Origin of the sequence: Streptomyces sp. C10-9-1 (genome assembly GCF_024497955.1) — a bacterium.
Taxonomy (GTDB): Bacteria; Actinomycetota; Actinomycetes; order Streptomycetales; family Streptomycetaceae; genus Streptomyces; species Streptomyces sanyensis.
Map to the genome: position 1 here is coordinate 21,479 of NZ_JANHKP010000011.1, position 22,210 is coordinate 43,688.

A 22,210-nucleotide genomic window follows, 5' to 3' on the forward strand; every position below is an offset into this window, starting at 1 on the left:
CGATGCACGTGTCCTCGGGAAGAAGTGCCGGGCTGGGCCTCGCCCTCGCCTCGGCCTTCGCGTTCGGCGGTTCGGGAGTCGCGGCCAAGCCGCTGATCGAGGCGGGGCTCGACCCGCTCCATGTGGTGTGGCTGCGGGTGGCCGGGGCGGCGCTGGTGATGCTGCCCGTCGCCTGGCGCCACCGCGACCTCGTCCGGCGGCGCCCCGCGCTGCTCGCGGGGTTCGGCCTGCTGGCCGTCGCGGGCGTGCAGGCCTGCTACTTCGCCGCCATCTCCCGCATCCCGGTCGGCGTGGCGCTGCTCATCGAGTACCTGGGCCCCGCCCTCCTGCTCGGCTGGGTGCGTTTCGTCCAGCGCCGCCCCGTGACCCGCGCGGCCGCCTTCGGTGTGGCACTGGCCGTCGTCGGCCTCGCCTGCGTCGTCGAGGCCTGGGCCGGGCTCCGCTTCGACCTCCTCGGGATGCTGCTGGCCCTGGGTGCGGCCTGCTGCCAGGTCGGCTACTTCGTCCTCGCCGACCAGGGCGGGGACGCGGAGGACCCGCCCGCCCCGCTGGGTGTCATCGCCTACGGCCTGCTGGTCGGCGCGGCCGTGCTGACCCTGGTCGCCCGGCCCTGGGGCATGGACTGGGCCGTGCTGGCCGGCGGGGCGTCCATGGACGGCAGCCCGGTGCCGGCCGCCCTTCTCCTGGGCTGGGTGGTCCTGGTGGCCACGGTGCTCGCCTACACCACCGGTGTCCTCGCCGTGCGCCGGCTCTCCCCGCAGGTGGCGGGGGTGGTCGCCTGCCTGGAGGCGGTGGTCGCCACCGCCTTCGCCTGGATCCTGCTCGGCGAGCACCTCTCGCTGCCGCAGGTCCTCGGCGGCGCGGTCGTCCTGCTCGGCGCCTTCATCGCCCAGTCCCAGGCCCCTCGCCCGTCGTCCGGGCCGGTGGCGGCGGGCGGGCCGGAGGGGGCCTCAGACGCCGCGGACGGTCGGGGCGCCCCGGCCGCGGCGGCGGGGAGCTGACCGGCCCGAGGCCGCGGCGCGGCACCGCGCACCCCGGGACGCGGTCGGGAGGGCACGCGGCAGCCGCTAGGGTGGGGCACATGCATTCGACCGTGCTTCCGCCTCCCGCCGCCTGAGGCGGGCGGCAGTCAGCAGACAAGGACCGGGCCCGGGGCGACCCCGGGCGGACGGGTGCTGCCCGCACGACCTCCCGCAGGCAGACCCTCTCTCCCGTTCCTCGTTCGGAGCCACACGTGTCGCATCCCTCCACCGCTCCCGTCGGCGTGCCCGTCGGCCGGAGTCTCGTCTACCTGGTCTTCGCAGGCGTCGCCTGGGGCACCGCGGGTGCCGCCGCCTCGCTCGTCTTCGCCGCCGCCGACCTCGGCCCCCTGGCCCTGTCCTTCTGGCGCTGCGTCGGGGGACTCCTGCTGCTCCTGCCCGTGCTGGCCCTGCGGGCCCGCAGGCGACCCGTCCGCACGTCCGAGCCGCGGCGGCGGCGGCTGGTGCGGATCCTGGGTACCGGCATCGGCCTGACGCTCTTCCAGAGTGCCTACTTCGCCGCGGTGGAGGCGACCGGGCTGGCCGTGGCCACCGTGGTCACCCTCGGCGCGGGCCCCGTGCTGATCGCCCTGGGGGCGCGCCTGGCGATGGGCGAGCGCCTGGGCCGCGGCGGGGTGCTCGCCGTCGCGGGGGCCCTGGCGGGGCTCGCGGTGCTCGTGCTGGGCGGCGAGCGCGCCCTGGTGCGGCCGCCCGGGATCGCCCTCGCCCTGCTCTCGGCGGCGGGCTACGCGGCCATCACCCTGCTGACCCGCCACCTCGGCCGGACGGGCGGCGGCGGCGACTCCCTGTCGACCACGGCGTGGGCCTTCGCGATCGGTGCCGCCGGGCTGCTTCCCCTCGCCCTGTCCGAGGGCGTGCTGCCGCACACGGCCGAACCCGCCCGGGTCGCACTGCTGCTCGTGTACGTGGCCGCGGTCCCGACGGCGCTGGCCTACGCGCTGTACTTCGCGGGCGCCGCCCGCGTCCGGGCCGCCACGGTTTCCGTGATCATGCTGCTCGAACCCGTCAGTGCCGCCGTGATCGCCGTAGCCCTTCTGGGGGAGCGGCTGTCGGTCGCCACCGTGGCCGGAACCCTCCTGCTGCTCTCCGCGGTGGCGGGTCTGTCGGCCGCCGAGGCCAGGGGCGCGGCCGCGCGGCGCCGCACGGTGGCGCCCGCCTAGGAGCTGTCCGGGCGGACAGGTGACCGCCCCGTGCCTGGGTCCTTGGTCCGGGCACGGGGCGGGGCCGGGTCGGCAGCCGCTCGCGCGCGGCGTCCCGCCCGTCCGGTCCCCCCGCGGCCCCCGGCGCCGCCGGCCGGTGAAGCCGCACGCCGACACGGGCTACGAGTCCGCACCCGCGCCGATGGCTCCGCGAACCGACGTGGGAGGGCGTCAGCCGAAGACGACGGAGCGGAAGTGCAGCCGCTCGCCGAGATTCCGGCCCGGGGCCATGACGAAGTACGTGTCCCCCTCGCAGCCGGCTTCGAGGAACACGGTGGCGGTGGCGTCCGTGCGGTTCCGGGGGGCGAAGGCGGGGACGTCGTTGCCGACCGTCTCGGGGACGTCGACGTACACCCCGCTCTCCGGGTCCGCCAGGGTCCCGTTCAGGTTGATGCCGCCGGGACCGGCATAGGCGTACGCGAAGTCCCCTGTGGCGGCCGAGGCCGGCGAGGCGGGCAGGGCGACAAGGAGAGCGAGCGCGCCGAGACCGGCGGCCAGGGTGCTGCGCACGTGCAGGGGATGTACTCCAAGGGGGAGTGCGATGCGGGACACCTCACCCTCCCCCACGGGCGGTCCGTGGTGAGCGCGTCGTGCTCGCGGGAAGGTTCCGCTTCACCCGTTCGGACCGGCGCCCGCCGCTGCGGCCCGCGGCTCCGGCAGGGCTGGATCAGGACCGGTGCGGCCCCCGGCCGGGGCGGGCGGGAGGCGAGGGCCCCGCCCGCGCCGGGTCCCCTCAGGCGCGGGCGGCCAGGTAGGGCGGCAGCGCGATCGCGGCGTCCAGGTCCGCTGCCGGCACCGGCTCGCCGTGGGTGCGGGACACCGGCAGCACTCCTGCCCAGTGGGGGAGCGCCAGGTCCTCGGCGTCGTCGTTCGGGCCGCCCGCACGGGACTTGGCCGACACCTCGGCGAGGTCCAGCCGCAGGACGGCCGTCGCCGCCAGCTCCCTGGCGTCGGCGGGGCGGGAGTCGGCCGAGCGGCCCGCCACCACCTGGTCCACCAGCGCGTCCAGCGCGGTGCGCTTCTCCTGCGGATCCGTCACCTGGTACGCGGTGCCGTGCACCACGACGGAGCGGTAGTTGACGGAGTGGTGGAAGGCGGAGCGGGCCAGGACCAGTCCGTCGACATGGGTGACCGTCAGGCACACCGCCAGGCCCGGGTCCGGCTCCCCGGCCATCCGCAGCGGCCTGGAGCCGGTCGACCCGTGCACGTACAGTGCCTCGCCGACCCGGGTGTAGAGCGTGGGCAGGACGACGGGCGCACCGTCGCGGACGAACCCGAGGTGGCACAGGTAGCCCTCGTCGAGTATCGCGTGGACGGTCCCGCGGTCGTAGGACGCGCGGTCCCGGGACCGGGTCGGCACGGTGCGTCCGGTCCGCGGGTAGGCGGACGTCTCGGCGGGCGGGAGGGTCCCGGTGGTCTCCGGCATTGCGGTCTCCATTGCACTAGTGCATAATCATGTTTGTGCTAGGAGAGTATCGGATCAGTGGGCGGCGTGCATCGGAGATCGCCGCGAGCATCGAGCAGGCAGTGGGCTCAGGCGCGCTCGACCCGGGCCAACTGCTCCCGCCCATGAGGGCGTTGGCCGTCGAGCTGGGCGTCAACCCCAATACCGTCGCGGCCGCCTACCGGACCCTGCGCGAGCGCGGGGTGATCGAGACGGACGGCCGTCGGGGCAGCCGCATCCGCCCGCGCCCGGCCACCACCCCGCGCAACGCCGTCCGGGTGGAGGCACCGCCGGGCGTGCGCGACGTGGGCAAGGGCAACCCCGACACGGCCCTGCTGCCGCCCCTGCACGAGGCGTTCGCCGAGGCCACCCGCATCCTGGACCGGCACCCCGTGCTCTACGGGGAGGAGCCGCTGGACCCGGAGTTCGCGCGCCTGGCCCGTGCCTCGCTCGACGCCGAAGGGGTCCCCGCGGGGCCGCTCGCCGCGACCTCCGGCGCGCTGGACGCGATCGAGCGGGTGCTCGCCGCCCACCTGAGGCCCGGCGACGGCGTCGCGGTGGAGGACCCGGGATGGGGCAGCCTGCTGGAACTGGTCACCGCCCGGGGCTTCCGCGCCGTACCGGTCGGCGTCGACGACGAGGGACCCCTCGCGGCCGACGTGGAGCGCGTCCTCGCGGGTGGGGCCCGTGCGCTCATCGTCACCTGCCGCGCGCAGAACCCCACCGGCGCGGCGATCACCGCGGAACGCGCCACCGCGCTCAGGGCGGTCCTGGGGCGGCACCCCGGCGTCCTGCTCGTGGAGGACGACCACGGTCACGCGATCGTCGACGAGCCCCTCAGGCCGCTCGCCGGGGCCACGGCGCACTGGGCGTTCGTGCGGTCGGTGGCCAAGGCGTACGGCCCCGACCTGCGGGTGGCGGTGCTCACCGGCGACGGCGTCACCGTGGACCGCGTCCAGGGCCGCCTCGGCCTCGGCCCCGGCTGGGTCAGCCGCATCCTCCAGCGGGCCGTCGCCCGCCTGTGGGAGGCGGGCAGCGTGGACGTACGGGCCGTGGCCCGGGCGTACGGGGAGCGCAGGGAGGCCCTGCTGGAGGGCCTGGCGCGGCGCGGCGTCCCGGCCCGGGGCCGCAGCGGCATGAACGTGTGGGTGCCGGTCGCCGACGAGACGGGCGCGGTGACCCGGCTGCTGCACGCGGGCTGGGCCGTCGCACCGGGGGCCCGCTTCCGGCTGTCGAGCCCGCCCGCCGTCCGGATCACCGTCTCCGGGCTGGCCCCCGCCGAGATCGAGGAACTGGCCGGTGCCGTGGCCGAGGCGGTGAGGGGCTCCTCCCGCGCGCCGCGCTACGGCTGACCGCTCCCGCCCGGCAGGGCGGGCCGCCCGCCCCCCGGGGTCCCGTGCGGCGGCCCGAAAACGGCGCCGCGGGCGGCCCCCGGCCCCGGGCCCGCAGTTCCGGCTGCGGACCTCGGAGCGCGGCGGCCGCCCGCAGCGCAGGACGGACCGTCCGGGGTACTGCCGACCCGCGCACCCCGGACGGTTCCGTCGGCCGGGCGCATGCACGCACCACCCTGCGCGCCGCATGGCCCGGCCCTTCGCGTGACCACGGTGCCCGGATCCGCCCGCTGACCCCGGCGGGCGGATCCGGGCCCGCGTCACGCGAGCCTGATGGTGTCCCCCTCGACCGTGATCGACGCGGGCGGCAGCGGCGCGGTCGCGGGACCGCCCTTGACGCTGCCGTCGTTGGCGTCGAACAGGCTGTTGTGACACGGGCAGGTGATGACGCCCTCGGAGACGCCCTTGACCGCGCACCCCTGGTGGGTGCACTTCGAGGAGAACGCCTTGAACGTGCCGGGCTCGGGCTGCGTCACCACCACGTCGCCGACGACCATGCCGCCGCCCTCGGGGATGTCCGCCGTCTTGGCGAGCACCGTTCCGCCCCCCGCGCCGGGCTCGCCGCCTCCCGCGCCCGCCCCGCCGCCCGCGGGCGGGACCTCGGCCGACTGCGCGGGGTCGTCCGTCCCGCAGGCGGCCAGGGCGACGGTGAGACCGGCTCCGCCCACCGCGGCCACGACGGTGCGGCGCGTCACGGTGCGTGCGGTCCCCTGCGATCCGGTCATGCTTGCTCCCTCGTCACGGCCGGCCCCGTGCCGGCCCGTTCACCCGGGAGTACGCGCCCGCGGCGGCGGGCGTTCAACCGGTCGCGGAATTCTCCCGCCCCGCCGTGCGGGCCCCGCCGGGAGGCCGGCACGGCGGAGGCCCTCAGCGACCGTCGCCGAAGACGGCCGGGCGCTTCTCCAGGAAGGCGCGCATCCCCTCCTTCTGGTCCGGACCGGCGAACAGCGCGTGGAAGACCCGCCGTTCGAAGCGCACGCCCTCGCTCAACGGGGACTCCAGCGCCCGGTCCACCGCCTCGCGCGCGGCCCGCACGGCGGGGGTGCTGAACGAGGCGATCGTGCGGGCCATCCCGGCGGCCTCCTCCCGCAACCGGTCGGCGGGCACCACGCGGGCGACCAGGCCGGAGCGCTCGGCCTCGGCCGCGTCCATGGTGCGGCCCGTCAGGACGAGGTCCATGGCCTTGGCCTTGCCGACCAGCCCGGTCAGCCGCTGGGTGCCGCCGATCCCCGGGATCACGCCCAGGCGTATCTCCGGCTGGCCGAAGACGGCCGTGTCGGCGGCGACCACGGTGTCGCACATCATGGCCAGTTCGCACCCGCCCCCCAGCGCATAGCCCGCGACCGCGGCGATCCGGGGCGTGCGCAGCCGGGCGAACCGCTCCCAGCGGCCGAAGTAGTCCTCCGCGAGCATCTCCGGCGCGGTCTTCTCCGCCATCTCCCGGACGTCCGCCCCGGCGGCGAACACCTTCTCGGAGCCGGTGACGACGATGCAGCCGGTCCCCGGATCGTCGTCCAGGGGCTCCAGCAGGGCGAGCAGTTCGTCCAGCAGCGGGGTGCCGAGGGCGTTGAGCGCCTCGGGGCGGTGCAGCGTGACGGTCAGGACCCTGCCGTCGCGTTCGGTCCTCAGGTACACGGGTGTCCCTTCTGCGCAGGAGTGCGGTCGTGGTGCGGTCGTGGTGCGGAGCGGGTGCGGGACGCCGCGGCGCGGCCCGGGGCCCTGTCCCGCGGTCCCCGGTGGATCGGCGTGCGGCCGCGGACGCGGTGCGCCGCACGGCGGGGGCCGTCCTGCCGCGCGGCCGAGGAGGCGGTCGGAGGCACGGTGTTCGCCGGGCGCACGCGGACGGTGCGACAGCGCGGCGAGGTGCCGTGGCCGTCGCCGCGCCCACCGCGGCGTGCGGAACGGACCTCAGGAGTCCCAGATGGCGCCGTAGGCCGGGATGCCCCGGCTCTCCAGGCCGTGGACCACCTGCCAGGTCAGCTTCCTGTTGGAGATGCAGATGACGGCCTCGGCCCCGAACTCCCGGTACACGGACCAGGCCAGCGCCACCATGTCCGGCTTGCCGTGCTCGGCGGTGTCCCACACCACCGCCTCGGGCTGCACCCCGAGGATCTCGTCCACCAGCGCGTCCCCGTAGGTGGCCCGGGGGCTGCGGGTGGCCCACACCAGCCGCGCGGGTACCTCACCGGCCAGCAGGTGGGGCAGGCAGGGGCCGATGCCGCTGCCGGTGGCCACGTAGACGACCTTGCGGAACAGCGTCTCCACGTTGGCCACCCCGGCCGTGGTGATGCCCTTGACCCACACCGTCCCGGGCCGGTCGTCGATGAACCGGCCCGTCCAGTCGCCCGCCCTGGAGACGGTCAGCCGGAAGCCGGTGCGCCCGGGCTCGGGGACGTTGGCGAAGGAGTGCCACTGCCCGAGCGGGCTGCGGCTGATCGCGGTGGAGGAGCCCGCGAAGGGCGTCACCCCGTGGTCGAAGCGGGCCAGGGCGACGTGCGGGGACGGTGTCTCCACCGCCACGGGCACCCTGCGCAGCCGCAGCCACGGCAGCGCGACGCTGGCGGTGACCACGACGAGCAGCCAGAACGCGGGCTCGGCCGGGGGGAACGCGCCCCGCGCCCGCGCGACCAGGACCGTGTGCGCCCAGAGCAGGGCGAGGGCCGTCCAGCCGCCGTAGCGGTGGATGCGCTCGAAGTGGTCGTGGAAGCGCGCCCGGAAGGGAGGGAGCGCGGTCGCGACGATCACCACGCACAGCACCGCCAGCGCGTACGCGGCGGCCAGCACGGCCGCCGGCGCCCCCTGCGCGGTGGTGACGGCGACGAGGGCCAGGAACCAGAGGGTTCCGGCGAGGGCGCCGCCGACGTGCAGCCCGCCGAAGTGGTAGACCTTCGCCAGCGTCCAGCGGACTCTCAGCGGCCAGTGGACGGGCGCGGAGGTGGCGATCCGGAACAGCGCGTTGACGACGTACTGCTGACGGACCACCACCGCCAGCGCCAGGTTGCCGAGCGCCGCGTGCGACAGGCTCCGCGCCCCGACGGCGCCGTCGTCCGCCAGCCCGTACCAGAGCAGTCCGAGGTTGCCCGCCAGGACGAGTGCGATCAGCCGGTTGTAGTGCATGAGCCGCGGATGCTTCCCCATCCGCCGCAGGGGGCCGGTGGGCGGCGGCAGCCCGGCGGAGCCGACCGCGGCGCCGGAGCGGACGGCGGTGCTCACGAGGCCACGTCCAGCCCGGCCCGCTGCCGCCGCACGGCGAGCTCCAGCAGCGCCGCCTTGTCGATCTTCCCGCGACCGGTCTGCGGAAGCTCGGCCAGGGCGTGCACCGCCTCGGGCACGCAGTAGTAGGGCAGCGCCTGCGCCACCGACCGCCGGGCCGCGCCGGGCGCGACGTCCTCGGGCGTGACGAAGGAGACCAGCGTCCGGTCGTCCACCCTGACCGTGGCGGCCCGCACGCACCCGGGGGTGGTCTCCAGGGCGGCGGAGACCGCGTCCAGCTCCACCCGGAAGCCGCGCACCTTCACCTGGTCGTCGGTGCGCCCCAGGTGCTCCAGCTCGCCCTCCGGGGTCCACCGGCCCAGGTCGCGGGTGCGGAACATCACGTGCCCCGGACCGAGGAAGGGATCGGGCCGGTAGCGCTCGGCGCTCAGGCGCGGGGAGGCCAGGTAGCCCGCCGTCACCCCGGCGCCCCCCGCCCACAGCTCGCCCGTCGCCCCGATCCGCACCGGGCGCCGGCGCCCGTCCAGCACGTAGACCGTGTTGTTCGGCGTGGGGCGTCCGATGGTGAGGCGGGCCGACCCGGTGACGTAGCGCTGCACGGTGTTGACGATGGTGGTCTCGGTCGGGCCGCAGCCGTTGTGGAAGGCGCACACCGACGCCCAGCGGTCCGCGAGCGGTCGCGGGCAGGGCTCCCCGGCCACGGCCACGGTCCGGATCCGCGGGCAGCGCTCCGGGTCCAGGCCGGCCAGGACGCTCGGGGTGGCGATCACCACGTCCGCGGTCCGGGCGGCCTCGGCGAGGTCCCGGCCGCGGATCACCAGTGTCGCCCCGTGGCACAGCGCCCCCAGGATCTCCCAGGCGGCCATGTCGAAGGCGATGTTGAGCAGCTGGGCCACCCGCTGCCCGGGGCCGATGCCGAGGTTCCCGGGAGCGGTGAGCAGCAGGTTGCAGACGTTGGCGTGGGTCACGGCCACGCCGTTGGGGCGGCCCGTCGTGCCGGAGGTGAACAGCACGTAGCACAGGTCGGATCCCTGCGGCCCGCGGACCGGCCGGAAGCGCGCCGGGCGGTCCGGGAGCGGCTCCGTCATGAGCCTGTCCACGCACAGGACGGGCCGGTCCGGCCGGTCCGCGACGCGGTCCGCGTAGGCGGCGACGGTGAGCACCGCCGTCGCCCCGGACGCCTCCAGCACATGGGCCAGCTGGGCGGGCGGCGTGAGCGCCGCGTCCTGCGGTACGTAGGCCGCGCCCGCCTTCAGGACCCCCAGCAGTGCCACCAGCATCGGCAGGGACCGCCGGGTGAGGACGGCCACCCGGTCACCGGGGCGCACCCCCGAGGCGGCCAGACGGGCGGCGAGCCGGTCCGCCTGGCGGTCCAGCTCGCCGTAGCGGATGCTCCGGCCGAGATGCTCCGCCGCGACGGCATGCGGCCGGGCAGCGGCCTGCTCCTCGAACGCCCGGTGCACCAGGGAGTGGGGCACCGGTACGAGGGGGCCCTGGCCGTAGCGCCGGAACAGGGCCCGCTCCGCGGGCGGGAGGGCATCGAGCGCCGGGCCCGACCAGGGGGGTGGGGCGGCCGGTGCCGGTCGTTCCGCCGTCGGATTCACACGCACGTCTGCGGACCTCCTCGAAGGGGGGACGAATTCCGACAGGAACTCAACTACCGCCTGAGGCAAGGCTCCAGAGGTCTACTCCATGCGTCACAGAGTCGTAAGACCTCCGCCCCGTGCCCGCCCCGGGCGCCCGGTCCCGCCCTCCGCTCACGGCACGGGACCCGCGTCCCGCTGCGCCAGGCGCGCGAACCGGTCGAGCGCCGCGGCCGCCGCCGCGGCGATCGCGGGCCGCAGCGCGCTGCCGACGTGGGGGGCGAAGTACGGCGAGTGGTTGGTGACCGGCGGCGACCCGGCGTCGGGCCCCCCGGGGGCCGTCCGGCGCCACTCCTCGGGGCCCACCACCCCCAGCATCCAGTACGCCAGGGGTACCCCCCGCTCCCCGTGCAGCGCCTCCCCGGCGTCCCCGAACAGCGGGAAGTCCTCCGCGGCCATCGAGCCGGGCCAGGCCAGCACCCGGCCGGACCCCAGCAGCTCGGCGTGGACCCGCCGCACCTCCTCGGTCGTCGCCGGGTCGCACCGCAGCGCGGCGGCCCGGGAGGCCACGGTGATCTCGGGCTCCCGGGGCGCCCCCACCGCGGCGCTCTCGGCCCGCACGACGCGGCGCACCTCGGCCAGCGCGCGCTCCAGCGCGGCGGCGCTCGGCGCGCGGACGCCGATGCCGAGCGCCGCGCTCTCGGGCACGATGTTCGCGGCCGTGCCCGCCCGCAGCGTCCCCACGGTCAGGGTCACCCGCTCCGAGGGCGGCGCCCCCCGCGAGACGAGGCCCTGGAGCCGGGTGACCGCGGCGGCCGCCGCCACCACCGGGTCCGCGGTCAGGTGCGGGGTGGCGGCGTGGCCGCCGCGCCCGTGCACCACCACGTCCAGCACCGCGGCGGCCGCCGCCATGGGGGTGCCGCCCGTGCCGTGGGCCACGGTTCCGGACGGGAGCGGCGCGGAGTGCTGGGCGAGGACCGTGCCCGGCCTGCCGAAGCGCTCGTACAGCCCGTCGCGCAGCATGGCCTCGGCACCGGCGAGCGTCTCCTCGGCGGGCTGGCCCACCACCAGCAGGGTGCCCCGCCACCGGTTGCGCAGGCGCGCCAGCAGGTCCGCGGCCCCGGCCGCCGCGGCCAGGTGGAGGTCGTGCCCGCAGGCGTGCATGGCCTCGCCGCGGGCGGCATAGGGAAGACCCGTCCGCTCCCGGACCGGGAGCGCGTCGAGTTCCGCGCGCAGCCAGACGCGCGGCCCCGCGCCGTTGTGCAGCACGCCCACCACCCCGTGGCCGCCCACCCCTTGGGTGACCGCGCAGCCCGCGTCCGCCAGCCGCCGCGCGAAGCGGTCCGCCGTGCCGGCCTCCCGGCCGGAGAGCTCCGGACGGGCGTGCACCTCCAGGTACAGGTCGAGCGCCGGCCGCAGCACGGGCCCGGCCAGCGCGAGCAGGCTCCTCGCCCCCGGAGGCGCGGTGCCCTCGGCGGCTTCCGGCGGCCCGGCGGTGCGGGGCGGTGTGCGGGGGGCCTCGTCCGGCGAGGGGGGCATCGTGCGGCTCCGGAGGGACGGCCCGGGCCGTGCCGCACGGGGAGGCACGGCCCGGGGAGGGTACGGGAAGAGGGGTGACCGAGGGCGTGAGGAAACCCGCCCCCGCGTTCCCGGACCACGCACACGACGCGTGCCACCGGACGCGGAGCGAACGCGGGCGACCAGGACACCCACGACCGTTCGGGATGCCGCAGTGACCAGGTGCGAGTCCAGGACTCACTCCGGCTCCCCGAGGAGGAACGGTCAGGGGAACGGGTGCGGTGCCCGCAGGAGTTCCGCCTCGCCGAGGTCCGCCTCGCGGTGGCCGCCGCGGCGCAGCGCGGTGCGCAGCCGGGGCATCAGCAGGGCCCGCTGCCGGTTCCAGCCGAAGTCGATCGGCAGCAGCCCCGGCACCACGGCCGAGACCGTGCGCAGGCCCATCCGCTCCTGCTCGGGCGAGGTCTGGTCGACCACGATCACGTCGTGGCCCGCCCGGACCAGTTCGTCCGCGACCGCGGCGACGTCGTCGCGCAGATCGCCGGTGCGCGGGCGCCCGGCGCTCTCCCACCCCTCGTAGAGCTCCCCGAAGGACCGCGCCTCGGACGGCTCCAGATAGGCGTGCGCGTACCGGGCCATCCGGGGCAGCCCGTAGAGCTGGGGATGGTCCTTCAGATGGCGCACCAGCAGGAAGTCGTCGGCCATGGCCTCCAGCTCCCCACGGCGCTCGGCCGTCTGCCGGGCCAGGTGCGGGATGTAGCTCAGCACCTCCGAGAGCGCCCCCTCCACGGCGGACCGCGGGTCCAGCGAGGCGGCCGCAGCGAAGGACAGGGTGCCCGGGCCGCCGTCCCGCCGCACGCCCACCACCGTCACCGCCGGGACCGCCAGGTCGATCCGGTTGTCGAAGGCCAGCACGTCGTAGCCCTGGAGCGCGGCCCGCTCCACCATCGCGGAGGCCGTCGGACCGCCCACCGTCGCCAGGTCGATGCGCGGGAGCCGGGCGGCCCCGTACCACCCGTTCAGGAAGGCGTCCCGCTCGACCAGCTCCAGCAGCCCGCCCAGGACGGCCTCCTCCAGGCAGCCGCCGATGGCGCAGCCGTTGGAGCACTCGAAGACGAAGGCGTCCCCTGCGACGGGTGCGCTGTAGTACACCAGCCGCGACGGGACCAGCACCTCCCGGCCGTCCCGCAGCGACCAGCCCCGCTCCCAGGGAATGGGCCGCGCGGGGTCGAAGGGCTCGACGGCGGGGTCGTCACGGTAGGTCTCCGGCGCGTACAGGCCGCATTCCGCCGGGTCGACCGCCGCGTCGCCGAGCGCGTCGTAGGAGGCGACCACCGGGGCGGCGCCGCCGCGCCGCCGCGTCCCCGCGTACCGTTCGAGGCCCTCCAGGAAGGCCAGTCGGCGGCTGGCGGCGAAGGAGTTCTCCTGCCCGCTCCAGGTGACGTCGTGCAGTCCCGCGTAGCCGCGCACGAACACGCTCCCGGCCACCGGGGCGGTGGTGGAGGAGGTGACGTCGTTCCACGTGCCCGCCCCCAGGGCGCCGCAGACCGGATTGGCCAGGGCCTCGGTCGGCAGCGGGTAGGCGGAGGCCGGGCGCAGCCGGTAGCCGTCCGGATCGGGCTTCGGCCGCGGTGCGAGGGCGAGCGGCCGGGTGCCGTCCGGCTCCCCGTGCCCGGGCCGTGTGCCGCAGTGCGGGCAGAGCGGGTCGGCGAGCAGCGGATACGTCCGGACCAGCAGGGTGGCCAGGTCCAGCCGCGTCACCTGCGGCAGTGCCCGGTCCGCCGGGTGCTCGGCGGGGGGTGCCGCGCCCGGTCCGTGCAGCAGCGCCTCGCAGAGCGCGTGCACCGTGTCGCGGACGTGGCCGGTGAGGAGGGGCCACGCACCGGCCGGGCGGGGCCCGTCGGGGCCGCCGGTCTCCAGGGCGTCGCGCTCGCTGCGGCTGCGCAGCCGCTGCCAGCGCACCGCCAGGCAGCGGCCGCAGGCGGGTGCGCCGCCGTCGCCGCCCCAGGGGCCCAGCAGCACGGCCGAGGCGGTGAGGTGGACCCGGGCCGCGGGGCGGACCGCGGCCCAGGGGTCCGGGGCACCCCCCGCGTCCGCACCGGCCGCGCCGACCGGTACGACGCGGGGGGCGGCCCCGGCACCGAAGCGGGCCTCCAGGCCGGCCTGGAGAGCCGCGCGGGCCTCCTCCATGGGCTGCGGCGGCAGCGCGGGCGCGGCGCTCACGAGCTCTTCGTCCAGCGGAAGACGCGTGCCGCGAGGGCCGCGAAGAGCAGGGCGAACACGAGCAGCCCGGCGCACCCGGTGCCGATGTCCCCCAGGTCGCCCCGGCCGACCAGCGCCGACGACACCGCGTCGTTGAGGTAGCGCAGCGGCAGGACGAGCGAGAGGTTCTGGAGCCACTGGGGCATGGCGTCCAGGGGGAAGAAGGAGCCGGAGAGGAAGGCCATGGGCAGCATCAGGAAGTTGGCGATGCCGGCGACCGACTCCGGGGTGTCCGCGATGCTGCCGATGACCACCCCGAGCAGCATGAAGGTGGTGACGCCGAGGGCGAGCACCGGCACCAGCAGGGGCCAGCGGCCCGCGGGCACCAGGCCGAAGCCGGGGAGCATCGCCACCCCGACGAACAGCAGCGACTGCACCAGCCCCACGCCCAGCGCGAGGACGTAGCGGGAGCCGATGACGGCGGACAGCGGCGCGGGCGACATCCGGATCATCCGCAGGATGTCGTCCGCCCGCCACTGCATGAGGGTGAAGCCGATGCCGAAGACCGCGGCGTTGGCGACACCCCAGGACAGCACCCCCGAGGCGGTGTAGGACAGGTACGAGAACCCGCTCTCCTCGACGTCGCGGCCGCGGAAGACGAGCCCGAAGACGACGAGGAAGACCAGCGGGAAGGCGAAGGTGAAGAAGAGGGTGGTCCTGTCCCGGACCTGGGCGCGGTAGCCCGCCGCGGTCAGCGCGGTGTAGGCGCTCATGCCTGCTGCTCCTGGTTGTCCGTGCCCGGTGCGAGGGGGGCGTGCCGGGCGGTGAGTTCGAGGTAGACGTCCTCCAGGCTGGGCGTGCGGGTCTGCACGCCGTCCAGGCCGGTCAGGGCGTCGAGGGCGGCGAGCACCCGGCCCGTGGCCCGGGTCTCCAGCACGAGGTGGCCGCCCCGCACGGCGACGGCGTCGACCCCGGGGAGGTCCGCGGCCTGCCGCTCGTCGATCCGGCCGAGCGGGACCAGCAGCCGGCTGGTGGCGCCGAAGGTGCCGATCAGGTGCTGCGGCGCGTCGGTGACGACGAGCCGGCCCGCGACCAGGATGCCCACGCGGTCGCAGAGCGCCTCGGCCTCGTCCAGGTGGTGGGTGGTGTAGACGATGGTCCGGCCCGCGGCCTTCAGGCCCCGCAGGACCTGCCACAGGTCGCGGCGGCCCTCGGTGTCGAGCGCCGCGGTCGGCTCGTCGAGGAAGATCAGCTCGGGGCCGTGAACCAGTGCCGAGGCGATGGCGAGCCGCTGCCGCTGCCCCCCGGACAGGTCGTCCACGCGCACGTCCCGGCGTTCCGCCAGGCCCACGGAGTCGAGTGTGGCGTCGACGGCCGAGGGGGCCGCGCCGAACAGCGCCGCGACGGTGCGCAGGTGCTCGTGGACGGTCTGGCGCACGAAGAAGGCGGAGGACTGCGTCTGCACGCCCATGCGCGGCAGCAGCCCGGTGTTGCGGGGCCAGGGGGACTCGCCGAACACCGCGACCGACCCGGAGTCGGCCCGGCGCAGTCCCTCCATGATCTCCACCAGGGTGGACTTGCCCGCCCCGTTGGGGCCGAGCAGCCCGAAGAACTCGCCGCGCCGGATGTCCAGCGTGATCCCGTCCACGGCCCGGCGCCCGCCGTAGCTCTTGGTCACGTCGGCGACGGCGACGGCGACGTCCGGCGGGGACTCGCCGTCCGCGCTGGGGTGGGTGGTGCTCATCGGTGTACCTCATTCATCGGTGTGCGGTTCGTTCCGGGGCCGGTGGCGGCCGGAGGGCGAGGGGTCAGCGGAGCAGCAGCAGGACGGTGACCGAGGCCAGCCCACCGGCCGCGAGCAGCACCAGGGCGGTGGCCGCGGCGGCGTAGCCGGCGTACAGCCGCCGTGCGCGCGGGGAGTAGGCGGCGACGGCCTGGCGCCCCCTGCGCCGCAGGGACAGGTAGGTCCGGGTCTCCGGGGCGAGGTGGGCGGCGCCCGCGGCGTGGCCGAGCATCCGGTAGCCGTCCAGGGGAGGCAGCGGCACCAGGTTGCTCAGGGCCTGCACGACGCCGATCCACAGTGCTCCGGCGAGTACCGGGCGGGCGGCGCCGTCCGGGGCGAGCAGGGCCCACCACACGGCGAGGGGCAGCAGGAGCAGCAGGTTGACGTAGGCCCCGGCCGCGGCGACCACCAGCTTCGCCCGCAGACCCGGCAGGAACAGGTAGTCGTCGACCCGGCAGTACATGATCACGGCGGGGAAGCGCCAGCGCACCCCGATCTCGGAGACCGTCCCGCCGTAGTGCCGGGCGGCCACCCCGTGGGCGAGTTCGTGGAGGCCGATGCTGCACCACAGGAAGAGCGCGAACAGCAGCAGGGCCCAGGGCCGGGAGACCAGCTCCGGCACGCCGTCCAGCAGCCCGGAGGGGTCGGCGAGTACGGCGGCGGACATCACCGCGACGGCCGCGGCCAGCGGCAGCTGGACCCACGGGCGCAGCAGCGGGCGCAGCGTCCGGTGCAGGCGGCCCGTGGTCGCGTGCGCGTCGGCGACGGTCCTCCTGCTGCCCTTGAGGAAGGTGCCGGTGCGGGCGGGCGGCGGCTTCGGCGGCTCCGGGTCGGGGGAGCCGTCCAGCAGCCCGCGGCTGCCCAGCAGGCCCAGCAGCCGCGTCCACTGCTCCTCGGGGAGCCGCAGGCGGAAGCGCTCCGCGTACGCGGCGACGACGTCGTCGAGGGTCCGGGTGCCGTCGAGGCGGCTGATGACGAAGTGCTCCTTCGGCCCGACCTCGAAGGCGGCCCCGCTGACCGGGTGGCGGATGAGGTGGACGGTGCGCGGACCGCGCAGCAGAGGCGGGCCGATCCGCACACCGGCGCGCAGGGCGGGGCGGTAGGCGCGGGCGGCGCCGGACAGCCCGGCCGCGGCCCGTCCCGGGGGCCGGCCCCCGGACGCTGCCCCCGGGTGGGGGGCTCCTGCCGCGCTCACGGGGCGTCCTGCCGTCCGCCCGCCGTCTCGCGCAGCACCCTTCCCAGCATGAAGGCCAGGTAGGCCTCGTCCCGGATCGTCACATGCAGCCGATTGTTGGTCATGTGCATGTACGGCGACAGCAGTCGGGGGAGGACCGCGGGCACATGGGTCGCGGTCACCAGGGGTGCCGCGTCCCGCTCCTCGGGGCGCTCCTGGCCGGTGTCCTCCCGGGGCGGCCCGTCCCAGGCGGGGAAGGCGAGCGCGCCGCGCTCGGTCAACCCGACCACCCGGTCCCTCAGTTCGAGGCAGTGCTCCGCCCAGCCGCGGAGGAAGGGCGGCAGCCGTGCCGGCTCGCCGTCGGCCAGGGCCCGCCGGATCCGGGTGAAGCGGGCCCCCAGGTCGGGCGCCATGCGCGCGTAGGCGCGCTCGTACTCGGTCGAGCCGATGAAGCCGGTGCCGGGGAACAGCCGGTGCCAGAAGGCGTAGTAGGAGTCGAGGTAGTCGGCGAGCCGCCGCTCCTCGGGCAGGAAGCAGGCCGCCATCACCATCATCAGCTGGGCCGAGGTCCCGAGCAGCACCGTCCGCAGATGGAGGTTCATGCTCCGGTACGCCTCCAGGACCAGGTCGCTGGAGTGGCGGAAGTGCCACTCGGCCAGCTCCACCCCCGCGGGCCCCCCGTACTTGGCGTACTCGGGGGCGTAGGGCTCGTAGGAGAAGGAGTTGTTGGGCCGGAGGTTCATCCGGCCGTCCTCGCCCATGTAGCGGGCCCGGTCCTCGCCGGGGAACTCGATGTCGAACAGCGCGTTGTAGAAGTCCTTCAGGAAGCCCGAGTCCACCTCGTACAGGGCGGGGCGGGTCTTCAGGAAGTCCGTGACGGCCTCCTCGGCGCGCCGCCGGACCTCGGCCTCCGCCGCGGGCCCGCTGGGGCGCAGGCGCAGCCTGACGTGCGGGCCCTCCAGCCAGTAGGTGATGAAGAAGTAGCCGGACAGCAGGCCGTCCTCGGTGAGCCGGTCCACCAGCGGGCGGACGCAGCGGACCAGCAGCGGCTGGGGGTTGGCGGCGTAGTAGACGTGCAGGGCCAGCCAGGGCGAGGGCCCGTCGCCCTCGGGCGCGGGCCGGAACGCCGCGGGCTCGGTCAGTTCGGGCATGACGGTGCGACCTCCGGAGGGGACGGCGGCAGAGGGCGGGTGGTGAAGGTCTCGACGGCGAGTTCGGCGACGTGCCGGCCGTGCCGGGAGACGAGGTGGAGCCCGTCCTCGGCGGGGAGCATCTCCCGGAAGACGACCCGGGTGCCCGGGGTCCGCTCCACCTGGGCGTCGAGGGCGGTCAGGGACAGGGGGCTGTCGAAGTCCACGTAGACGGGCTTGGCCCCCGCGGGCCCCCCGCCCGCGGACGAGGCCGTGGCGAAGCACCGGTCGGGCAGCCGGTGGGCGCGCTGCCAGCGCCGCCACGCCAGGTAGCCCTCCTCCTCCCGGGCGTCGCTCCGCCGGGCGGGAAGCGACTGCGCCTCGGCGGTCCAGCTGCGCCGGGACACCACCACGTCCCCGTGCCGGACCCGGGGCCTGCGGGTGACCCCGCCGACGGGTTCGCCCTCGGGGACCCCGGCCCACACGTCGAAGGGGGCCATGGTGCTGGGGGAGAGCAGCAGCAGGGTGCGCGGGATCTCGGGGAGGGCGACGGGCACGAGGTAGCCCAGGTAGACCGGGACGACCTCGCGTCCGAGGCGTCGCGAGCGCAGGACCAGGCGCCCGGCGGCCGGATCGTGCTCGACGTAGAGGTCGTCGAGGTGGATCCGGGCCTCCTCGGGGCCGGATGCCGTCTCCCCGGGGCAGACGATCCGGTGGTCGGTCAGGCGGCCGTGCAGGTTGAGGTTGCTGCTGACGGGCCCTCCGGTGACCTCGGCGAAGACCGCGCCGTCCGGTTGCCGGGCGGCCGCCTCGGCGCGCAGGGCGCCGGAGAACGGGCCGTCCGCCCCGTCCGCGGCGGCCTCCGCGCCCGCGGCGTCGAAGAGGTGGGTGAACCGGCTGAAGGGGAAGGCCAGTCCGCCGTAGGACTTGTTGAGGACGATCCGGTTCGGGCCCCCGGGCGGCCGGGACAGCTGAAGGTGGTGGCACTGCGGCACGAACGGGCCCGCGAGGGTCGCGAGCCGGTCGGCCGTCCCTTCCAGCAGCGGCGCCGGGAGTTCGACCTCCTCCGCCGTGTCGGCCCCGCCGGCGCTCCACAGGGCCCGCATGCCCGCGTGGAAGTGGCGGCGCGCCCCGTCCAGGGCCCGCATCTCGTCCTGCCCGAGCCAGTTCTCCTCGGGCCGGTAGTCGCCGTTCCCGTCGAAGGGCGCCCGCTTGGCCGTGAAGGACACGTACTGGTCGAAGAAGTCCTCGTGGAAGTCGTGCACCAGGCCGAGCAGGTCGTCGCAGCGGCCCCCGGGGCCGTACCGGGCGAGGAAGAAGCCCAGCAGGGTGATGCGCTGGGGGAGCGTCAGGTCGAACAGCGGCAGGATGCCCTCGACGGCGCGCAGGGACCGGCCCGCCTCCCCGCCCAGCACGCCCGGGCCGCAGCGCAGCTCCCCGCCCGCGGCGGCGTCCTCGTACACCAGGGTCTGCGGCAGCGCCGGCTTCTCGGCGCCCAGCTCGCGCTGGGCGCCGAGAAGCTCCTCCCGCAGGGCCGACAGCAGGGCGCGGCGTTCGCCGACCCCCGCCGCCGGGTAGCGGGCCAGGCAGTCCGCGGGGCCCTCCAGCAGGGCGGCCAGCCGCTCGGCCCAAGGCACCGACAGGGAGCGCAGGGCGTCCTGGTAGCCGCGTAGCGGGTCGGGTGAGTGGACGTCCGTCACCAGCAGCGGCACCTGCACCATGCCCAGGTCCAGCAGGGCCGAGGCGTACCGCTCGCACGCCTCGCGCCCCGCGTCGTGCTCGGAGGCCAGCCAGTCCACCAGCTCCCCGTGCCGGACGCCCCGGTCACGGCCGCCCAGCCATTCCAGCAGGCGGTCCAGGGTGCCGCTGCGGCGCAGGAAGAACAGCCGGTCGCGGACCGCGTCGAAGGTGACGGCGGCGGTGTCGTCGCCCGCGGTCGTCACATGGCGCACGTAGCGGATCCGGTCGGCGTCGTGCACCCACCCGGGGGAGAGGACCACCGGCAGGTCCCGGCGGCGGGCGGGGTCGGCGGTGATCAGCTCGGTCAGCCGGGTCAGCGCCACCACGTTCAGCCGTACCCGGCTGACCCACTCGCCGTCGATGCGCAGGGCGGCCCCGTCGTCCTCCGGCCCGCCCTCGAAGGAGCCGAGGCCGATTCCGGTGAAGGTGCTGAAGGGGCTCGTCTTGCAGGCCGTGCGGTACACGTACGCCAGCGCGGAGCGCTCGATCTTGCGGAGCCGGTTGCCCGGCCGGTCGGCCGTGTCGCGCAGGTAGGCGTCAAGGCGTGCGTCGAGTGCGGGCGAGGCCAGCAGCAGGCCGCCGCGCAGCCGGTGGTCGGCGAGCAGCTCGCGCAGCGCACGGCGGTTCCGGCGCAGTCCGCCGGCGAGCAGCTCCGCTCCCTCGGCGCGGAGCAGCTCCAGGCGGCTCCGGTCCTCCAGCCAGCGGGCCGTGTGCCGGCCGGCCTCCGCGTCCAGCCCCGCGACCAGCGCGGCGGCGGCACCCGGGTCGGCCGGGAGGCGGTTGTTGAAGACCTGGCGGCGCAGGGCGAGCAGGGCGCGGCGCGCGGCCGCGGCGTCCGGGCCCCCGTCCGGTGCGGTGGTCGACTTGACCAGGGTGTGCAGCCGGTCGCTCAGGGCCGCTCCTGCCGCGGCCAGCCTCTCCTCCTCCGCCAGCACGGTCCCCGACCAGCGGCCCGCCTCGGGGCAGCGCAGGGCGTGGACGGACTCGACGGGCAGGCCCGCCGCGCGGAGGACGAAGCGCCTGCCGGGCTCCCAGCGGGTCCCGGCCCCTTCGGTGGCGCCCGGGGCGGTGCCGCCGGGCTCTGCGGGTGTCATGGGGAAACCTCCGGTGCCGTCAGGCGATCTCGTAGCGGAAGTCGGCGGACCCGGGCCGCTCGTGGCCGAGCGCCATGATCAGCAGCGGGGCCTCGTCGCCGCCGTCGAGGCCGAGCCGCTCGGCGAACGACACGTTGTCGAAGCCCAGGGCCACCCCGGCGCCCAGCCCCAGGGCGGCGGCCGCCGTGTAGAAGGTCTGGGCGACCGCCCCGGCCGTGCCGACGGCGAGCCGGTAGCCGCGCCCGCCGAGGGCGTCGAGGACGGCCGTGGTCCGCACGGTGGGGACCAGGACCGCTCCGGCCTGCTCCAGGTTGTAGTTGGACAGGAAGTAGTTCCGCTGGAGGAACGAGCCCTGCGGGCCCGCGGCGAGCAGGCGCAGCTCACCGGCCTCGGGGTCGTAGGCGTACGCACCCGGAGCCAACCCCTCCACATGGTCGGCGAGGACGTACAGCGCGGCCGGGCGGACCGCGCCGGAGGGGTCGGTGTCACCGGCCAGCCGGGTCCCGGCGCAGGCGGCCAGTACCGCCGACAGGTCGCCGCGCCCGAGCGGGCGCCTGGCGTCGAACCTGCCGAAGCTGGAGCGCCGCAGCCTGAGGGCCCGGCGGACACCGGTGTCCGGGAAGCGCGGGGCCGGCAGGGGGACCCGCTCGCCGCCGCCCGGTACGGGCCTGGCCGCGGCGGCGGCCAGGGCGCCGGGGGCGGGGCGGCGGTCCGCGCCCTCCAGCGTCGCCCCGTGCATCGCCTCCAGGGCCGCGAAGTCCAGCAGACGGCGCGAGCGTTCGCGGTCCCGGTGGCGGACGGCGGGCCGGTGGTCCGGGGCCGCCCGGCCGGGTGCGGGCGTGCGGGGCGCGGGTGTGCCGGGCGCGGGGCCGTCCCAGTGCAGCGGGACGACGGCGAAGACGGCCTCCTCGCCGTCCGGCGCGCCGAGCAGCCGGCCGAGCCGCGGCTCGTCGAACCACAGCACCGGCGCGAGCCGCAGCCCCCGGGCGGCGGCCCAGATCCGCCAGGTCTGCACCAGGGTGCCGAGGTCCGTGCAGACCACGTGGAAGGAGAAGCTGTTGTACTTGAAGGAGTTCTGCCAGTACTTGACGCTCAGCACCAGGTACTGGTCCGTCGCCAGGGCCTCGGCGGGCGCGTCGGGGCCGAGCGCCTCGCGGACCTGGTCCGTCACGTCCCCGGCCAGCAGCCGCTGCAGGGCGTGGCGGTGCACGTCGTAGTAGTGGAGTCCGGGGGTCAGCGGCCCGGAGGGGCCGCTGGCCCAGTGGATGCCCACCGGGTACAGGCCCCCGCCGCCCGCCGTGCCGCGCGACCAGTTCGCGTGCGTGTAGAACGGCAGCCCCGGCAGGTCGGTGTTGGCCTGGATGCCCAGTCGGCGGCCCGTCAGCCCGTAGGAGTCCTTCAGCATCGCCGCCAGCAGGGGCAGGTTGAATCCGCGCACGGTGCCGGTGCCGGGGTGCGCGGCGTCCGGGGCCGCGTCCGGCAGCAGTCCCGGCGCGACGGGCACGTCCGGGAGGTCCGCGGTGCCGGGCAGGGCGAAGGCCTCGGCGTGCGGGTAGTACTTGCCCTTGCGCGGGCCGTCGGCCCAGTCCACCACGTGGTCGGTGGGCTCCATCGGGACGCGGCCGCGGTGCAGGACGGCGTGCGCGTACTCATGGGCGTACCCCACGGGCTCCCCCTCTCTCGGGTCGTCTCTCCGGCCGTC

General features: G+C 76.3%; 17 protein-coding genes. 3 read left to right on the plus strand and 14 right to left on the minus strand.

Annotated features, from left to right (window positions below):
* Nucleotides 1–2: 2 nt before the first annotated feature.
* Both NPS70_RS17100 and NPS70_RS17105 read left to right on the plus strand, forming a co-directional pair.
* On the plus strand, nucleotides 3–1,001 hold the full coding sequence (locus NPS70_RS17100; RefSeq protein ID WP_256525145.1) for a DMT family transporter: 999 nt from the start codon (nucleotides 3–5) through the stop codon (nucleotides 999–1,001).
* Nucleotides 1,002–1,234: 233 nt separating this feature from the next.
* The gene (locus NPS70_RS17105; RefSeq protein ID WP_256525146.1) at nucleotides 1,235–2,200 is read left to right on the plus strand and encodes a DMT family transporter; all 966 of its coding nucleotides are present in this window, start codon (nucleotides 1,235–1,237) and stop codon (nucleotides 2,198–2,200) included.
* A gap of 210 nt (nucleotides 2,201–2,410) precedes the next feature.
* On the opposite strand, the gene NPS70_RS17115 is transcribed toward NPS70_RS17105, so the two are convergent.
* Together NPS70_RS17115 and NPS70_RS17120 are read right to left on the minus strand one after the other, a co-directional pair.
* Nucleotides 2,411–2,749: a hypothetical protein gene (locus NPS70_RS17115; RefSeq protein WP_256525147.1), complete on the minus strand. Its 339-nt coding sequence runs from the start codon at nucleotides 2,747–2,749 to the stop codon at nucleotides 2,411–2,413.
* A 223-nt stretch (nucleotides 2,750–2,972) separates the two neighbouring features.
* Entirely contained in the window at nucleotides 2,973–3,665 is a 693-nt protein-coding gene (locus NPS70_RS17120; RefSeq protein WP_256525148.1) for a pyridoxamine 5'-phosphate oxidase family protein, read from the minus strand.
* A 35-nt stretch (nucleotides 3,666–3,700) separates the two neighbouring features.
* Here NPS70_RS17120 and NPS70_RS17125 point away from each other — a divergent pair, with 35 nt between their 5' ends.
* A complete protein-coding gene (locus tag NPS70_RS17125; RefSeq protein ID WP_256525149.1) occupies nucleotides 3,701–5,035 on the plus strand; it encodes an aminotransferase class I/II-fold pyridoxal phosphate-dependent enzyme in 1,335 nt (444 codons plus the stop codon).
* A 299-nt stretch (nucleotides 5,036–5,334) separates the two neighbouring features.
* On the opposite strand, the gene NPS70_RS17130 is transcribed toward NPS70_RS17125, so the two are convergent.
* From NPS70_RS17130 to NPS70_RS17185, 12 genes are all read right to left on the minus strand, one after another.
* Nucleotides 5,335–5,799 (minus strand): Rieske (2Fe-2S) protein, encoded by a 465-nt coding sequence (locus NPS70_RS17130; RefSeq protein WP_256525150.1) that lies wholly within the window; start codon nucleotides 5,797–5,799, stop codon nucleotides 5,335–5,337.
* Between the two features lie 142 nt (nucleotides 5,800–5,941).
* The gene (locus NPS70_RS17135; RefSeq protein ID WP_256525151.1) at nucleotides 5,942–6,709 is read right to left on the minus strand and encodes an enoyl-CoA hydratase-related protein; all 768 of its coding nucleotides are present in this window, start codon (nucleotides 6,707–6,709) and stop codon (nucleotides 5,942–5,944) included.
* A gap of 273 nt (nucleotides 6,710–6,982) precedes the next feature.
* Entirely contained in the window at nucleotides 6,983–8,212 is a 1,230-nt protein-coding gene (locus NPS70_RS17140; protein ID WP_374212022.1) for a hypothetical protein, read from the minus strand.
* A gap of 71 nt (nucleotides 8,213–8,283) precedes the next feature.
* Nucleotides 8,284–9,891 (minus strand): amino acid adenylation domain-containing protein, encoded by a 1,608-nt coding sequence (locus tag NPS70_RS17145; protein ID WP_374212023.1) that lies wholly within the window; start codon nucleotides 9,889–9,891, stop codon nucleotides 8,284–8,286.
* A 153-nt stretch (nucleotides 9,892–10,044) separates the two neighbouring features.
* Nucleotides 10,045–11,409 carry an amidohydrolase gene (locus tag NPS70_RS17150; protein WP_256525153.1) on the minus strand — a complete coding sequence of 455 codons (1,365 nt, stop codon included), beginning with the start codon at nucleotides 11,407–11,409 and terminating at the stop codon, nucleotides 10,045–10,047.
* Nucleotides 11,410–11,652: 243 nt separating this feature from the next.
* On the minus strand, nucleotides 11,653–13,575 hold the full coding sequence (locus NPS70_RS17155) for a TOMM precursor leader peptide-binding protein (protein WP_256525338.1): 1,923 nt from the start codon (nucleotides 13,573–13,575) through the stop codon (nucleotides 11,653–11,655).
* 29 nt (nucleotides 13,576–13,604) lie between these two features.
* Nucleotides 13,605–14,360 carry an ABC transporter permease gene (locus NPS70_RS17160; RefSeq protein ID WP_256525154.1) on the minus strand — a complete coding sequence of 252 codons (756 nt, stop codon included), beginning with the start codon at nucleotides 14,358–14,360 and terminating at the stop codon, nucleotides 13,605–13,607.
* Complete coding sequence (locus tag NPS70_RS17165) at nucleotides 14,357–15,331, minus strand: ABC transporter ATP-binding protein (RefSeq protein ID WP_256525155.1); 975 nt, start codon at nucleotides 15,329–15,331, stop codon at nucleotides 14,357–14,359. The genes NPS70_RS17160 and NPS70_RS17165 overlap by 4 nt, the downstream gene beginning before the upstream one ends.
* A gap of 64 nt (nucleotides 15,332–15,395) precedes the next feature.
* The gene (locus NPS70_RS17170; RefSeq protein WP_256525156.1) at nucleotides 15,396–16,565 is read right to left on the minus strand and encodes a M50 family metallopeptidase; all 1,170 of its coding nucleotides are present in this window, start codon (nucleotides 16,563–16,565) and stop codon (nucleotides 15,396–15,398) included.
* Nucleotides 16,562–17,695 carry a lantibiotic dehydratase C-terminal domain-containing protein gene (locus NPS70_RS17175; protein WP_256525157.1) on the minus strand — a complete coding sequence of 378 codons (1,134 nt, stop codon included), beginning with the start codon at nucleotides 17,693–17,695 and terminating at the stop codon, nucleotides 16,562–16,564. Before NPS70_RS17175 ends, NPS70_RS17170 begins: the two co-directional genes overlap by 4 nt.
* Complete coding sequence (locus NPS70_RS17180) at nucleotides 17,683–20,508, minus strand: lantibiotic dehydratase (protein WP_256525158.1); 2,826 nt, start codon at nucleotides 20,506–20,508, stop codon at nucleotides 17,683–17,685. Before NPS70_RS17180 ends, NPS70_RS17175 begins: the two co-directional genes overlap by 13 nt.
* A gap of 19 nt (nucleotides 20,509–20,527) precedes the next feature.
* Entirely contained in the window at nucleotides 20,528–22,174 is a 1,647-nt protein-coding gene (locus tag NPS70_RS17185) for a nitroreductase family protein (RefSeq protein WP_256525159.1), read from the minus strand.
* Between the last annotated feature and the right edge of the window lie 36 nt (nucleotides 22,175–22,210).

Coding starts and splice junctions, on each gene's coding strand:
- NPS70_RS17155 (WP_256525338.1), bottom strand. CDS start 13,575: ATGGAGGAGGCCCGCGCGGCTCTCCAGGCCGGCCTGGAGGCCCGCTTC.
- NPS70_RS17100 (WP_256525145.1), top strand. CDS start 3: ATGCACGTGTCCTCGGGAAGAAGTGCCGGGCTGGGCCTCGCCCTCGCC.
- NPS70_RS17130 (WP_256525150.1), bottom strand. CDS start 5,799: ATGACCGGATCGCAGGGGACCGCACGCACCGTGACGCGCCGCACCGTC.
- NPS70_RS17150 (WP_256525153.1), bottom strand. CDS start 11,409: ATGCCCCCCTCGCCGGACGAGGCCCCCCGCACACCGCCCCGCACCGCC.
- NPS70_RS17160 (WP_256525154.1), bottom strand. CDS start 14,360: ATGAGCGCCTACACCGCGCTGACCGCGGCGGGCTACCGCGCCCAGGTC.
- NPS70_RS17165 (WP_256525155.1), bottom strand. CDS start 15,331: ATGAGCACCACCCACCCCAGCGCGGACGGCGAGTCCCCGCCGGACGTC.
- NPS70_RS17120 (WP_256525148.1), bottom strand. CDS start 3,665: ATGCCGGAGACCACCGGGACCCTCCCGCCCGCCGAGACGTCCGCCTAC.
- NPS70_RS17175 (WP_256525157.1), bottom strand. CDS start 17,695: ATGCCCGAACTGACCGAGCCCGCGGCGTTCCGGCCCGCGCCCGAGGGC.
- NPS70_RS17180 (WP_256525158.1), bottom strand. CDS start 20,508: ATGACACCCGCAGAGCCCGGCGGCACCGCCCCGGGCGCCACCGAAGGG.
- NPS70_RS17140 (WP_374212022.1), bottom strand. CDS start 8,212: ATGGGGAAGCATCCGCGGCTCATGCACTACAACCGGCTGATCGCACTC.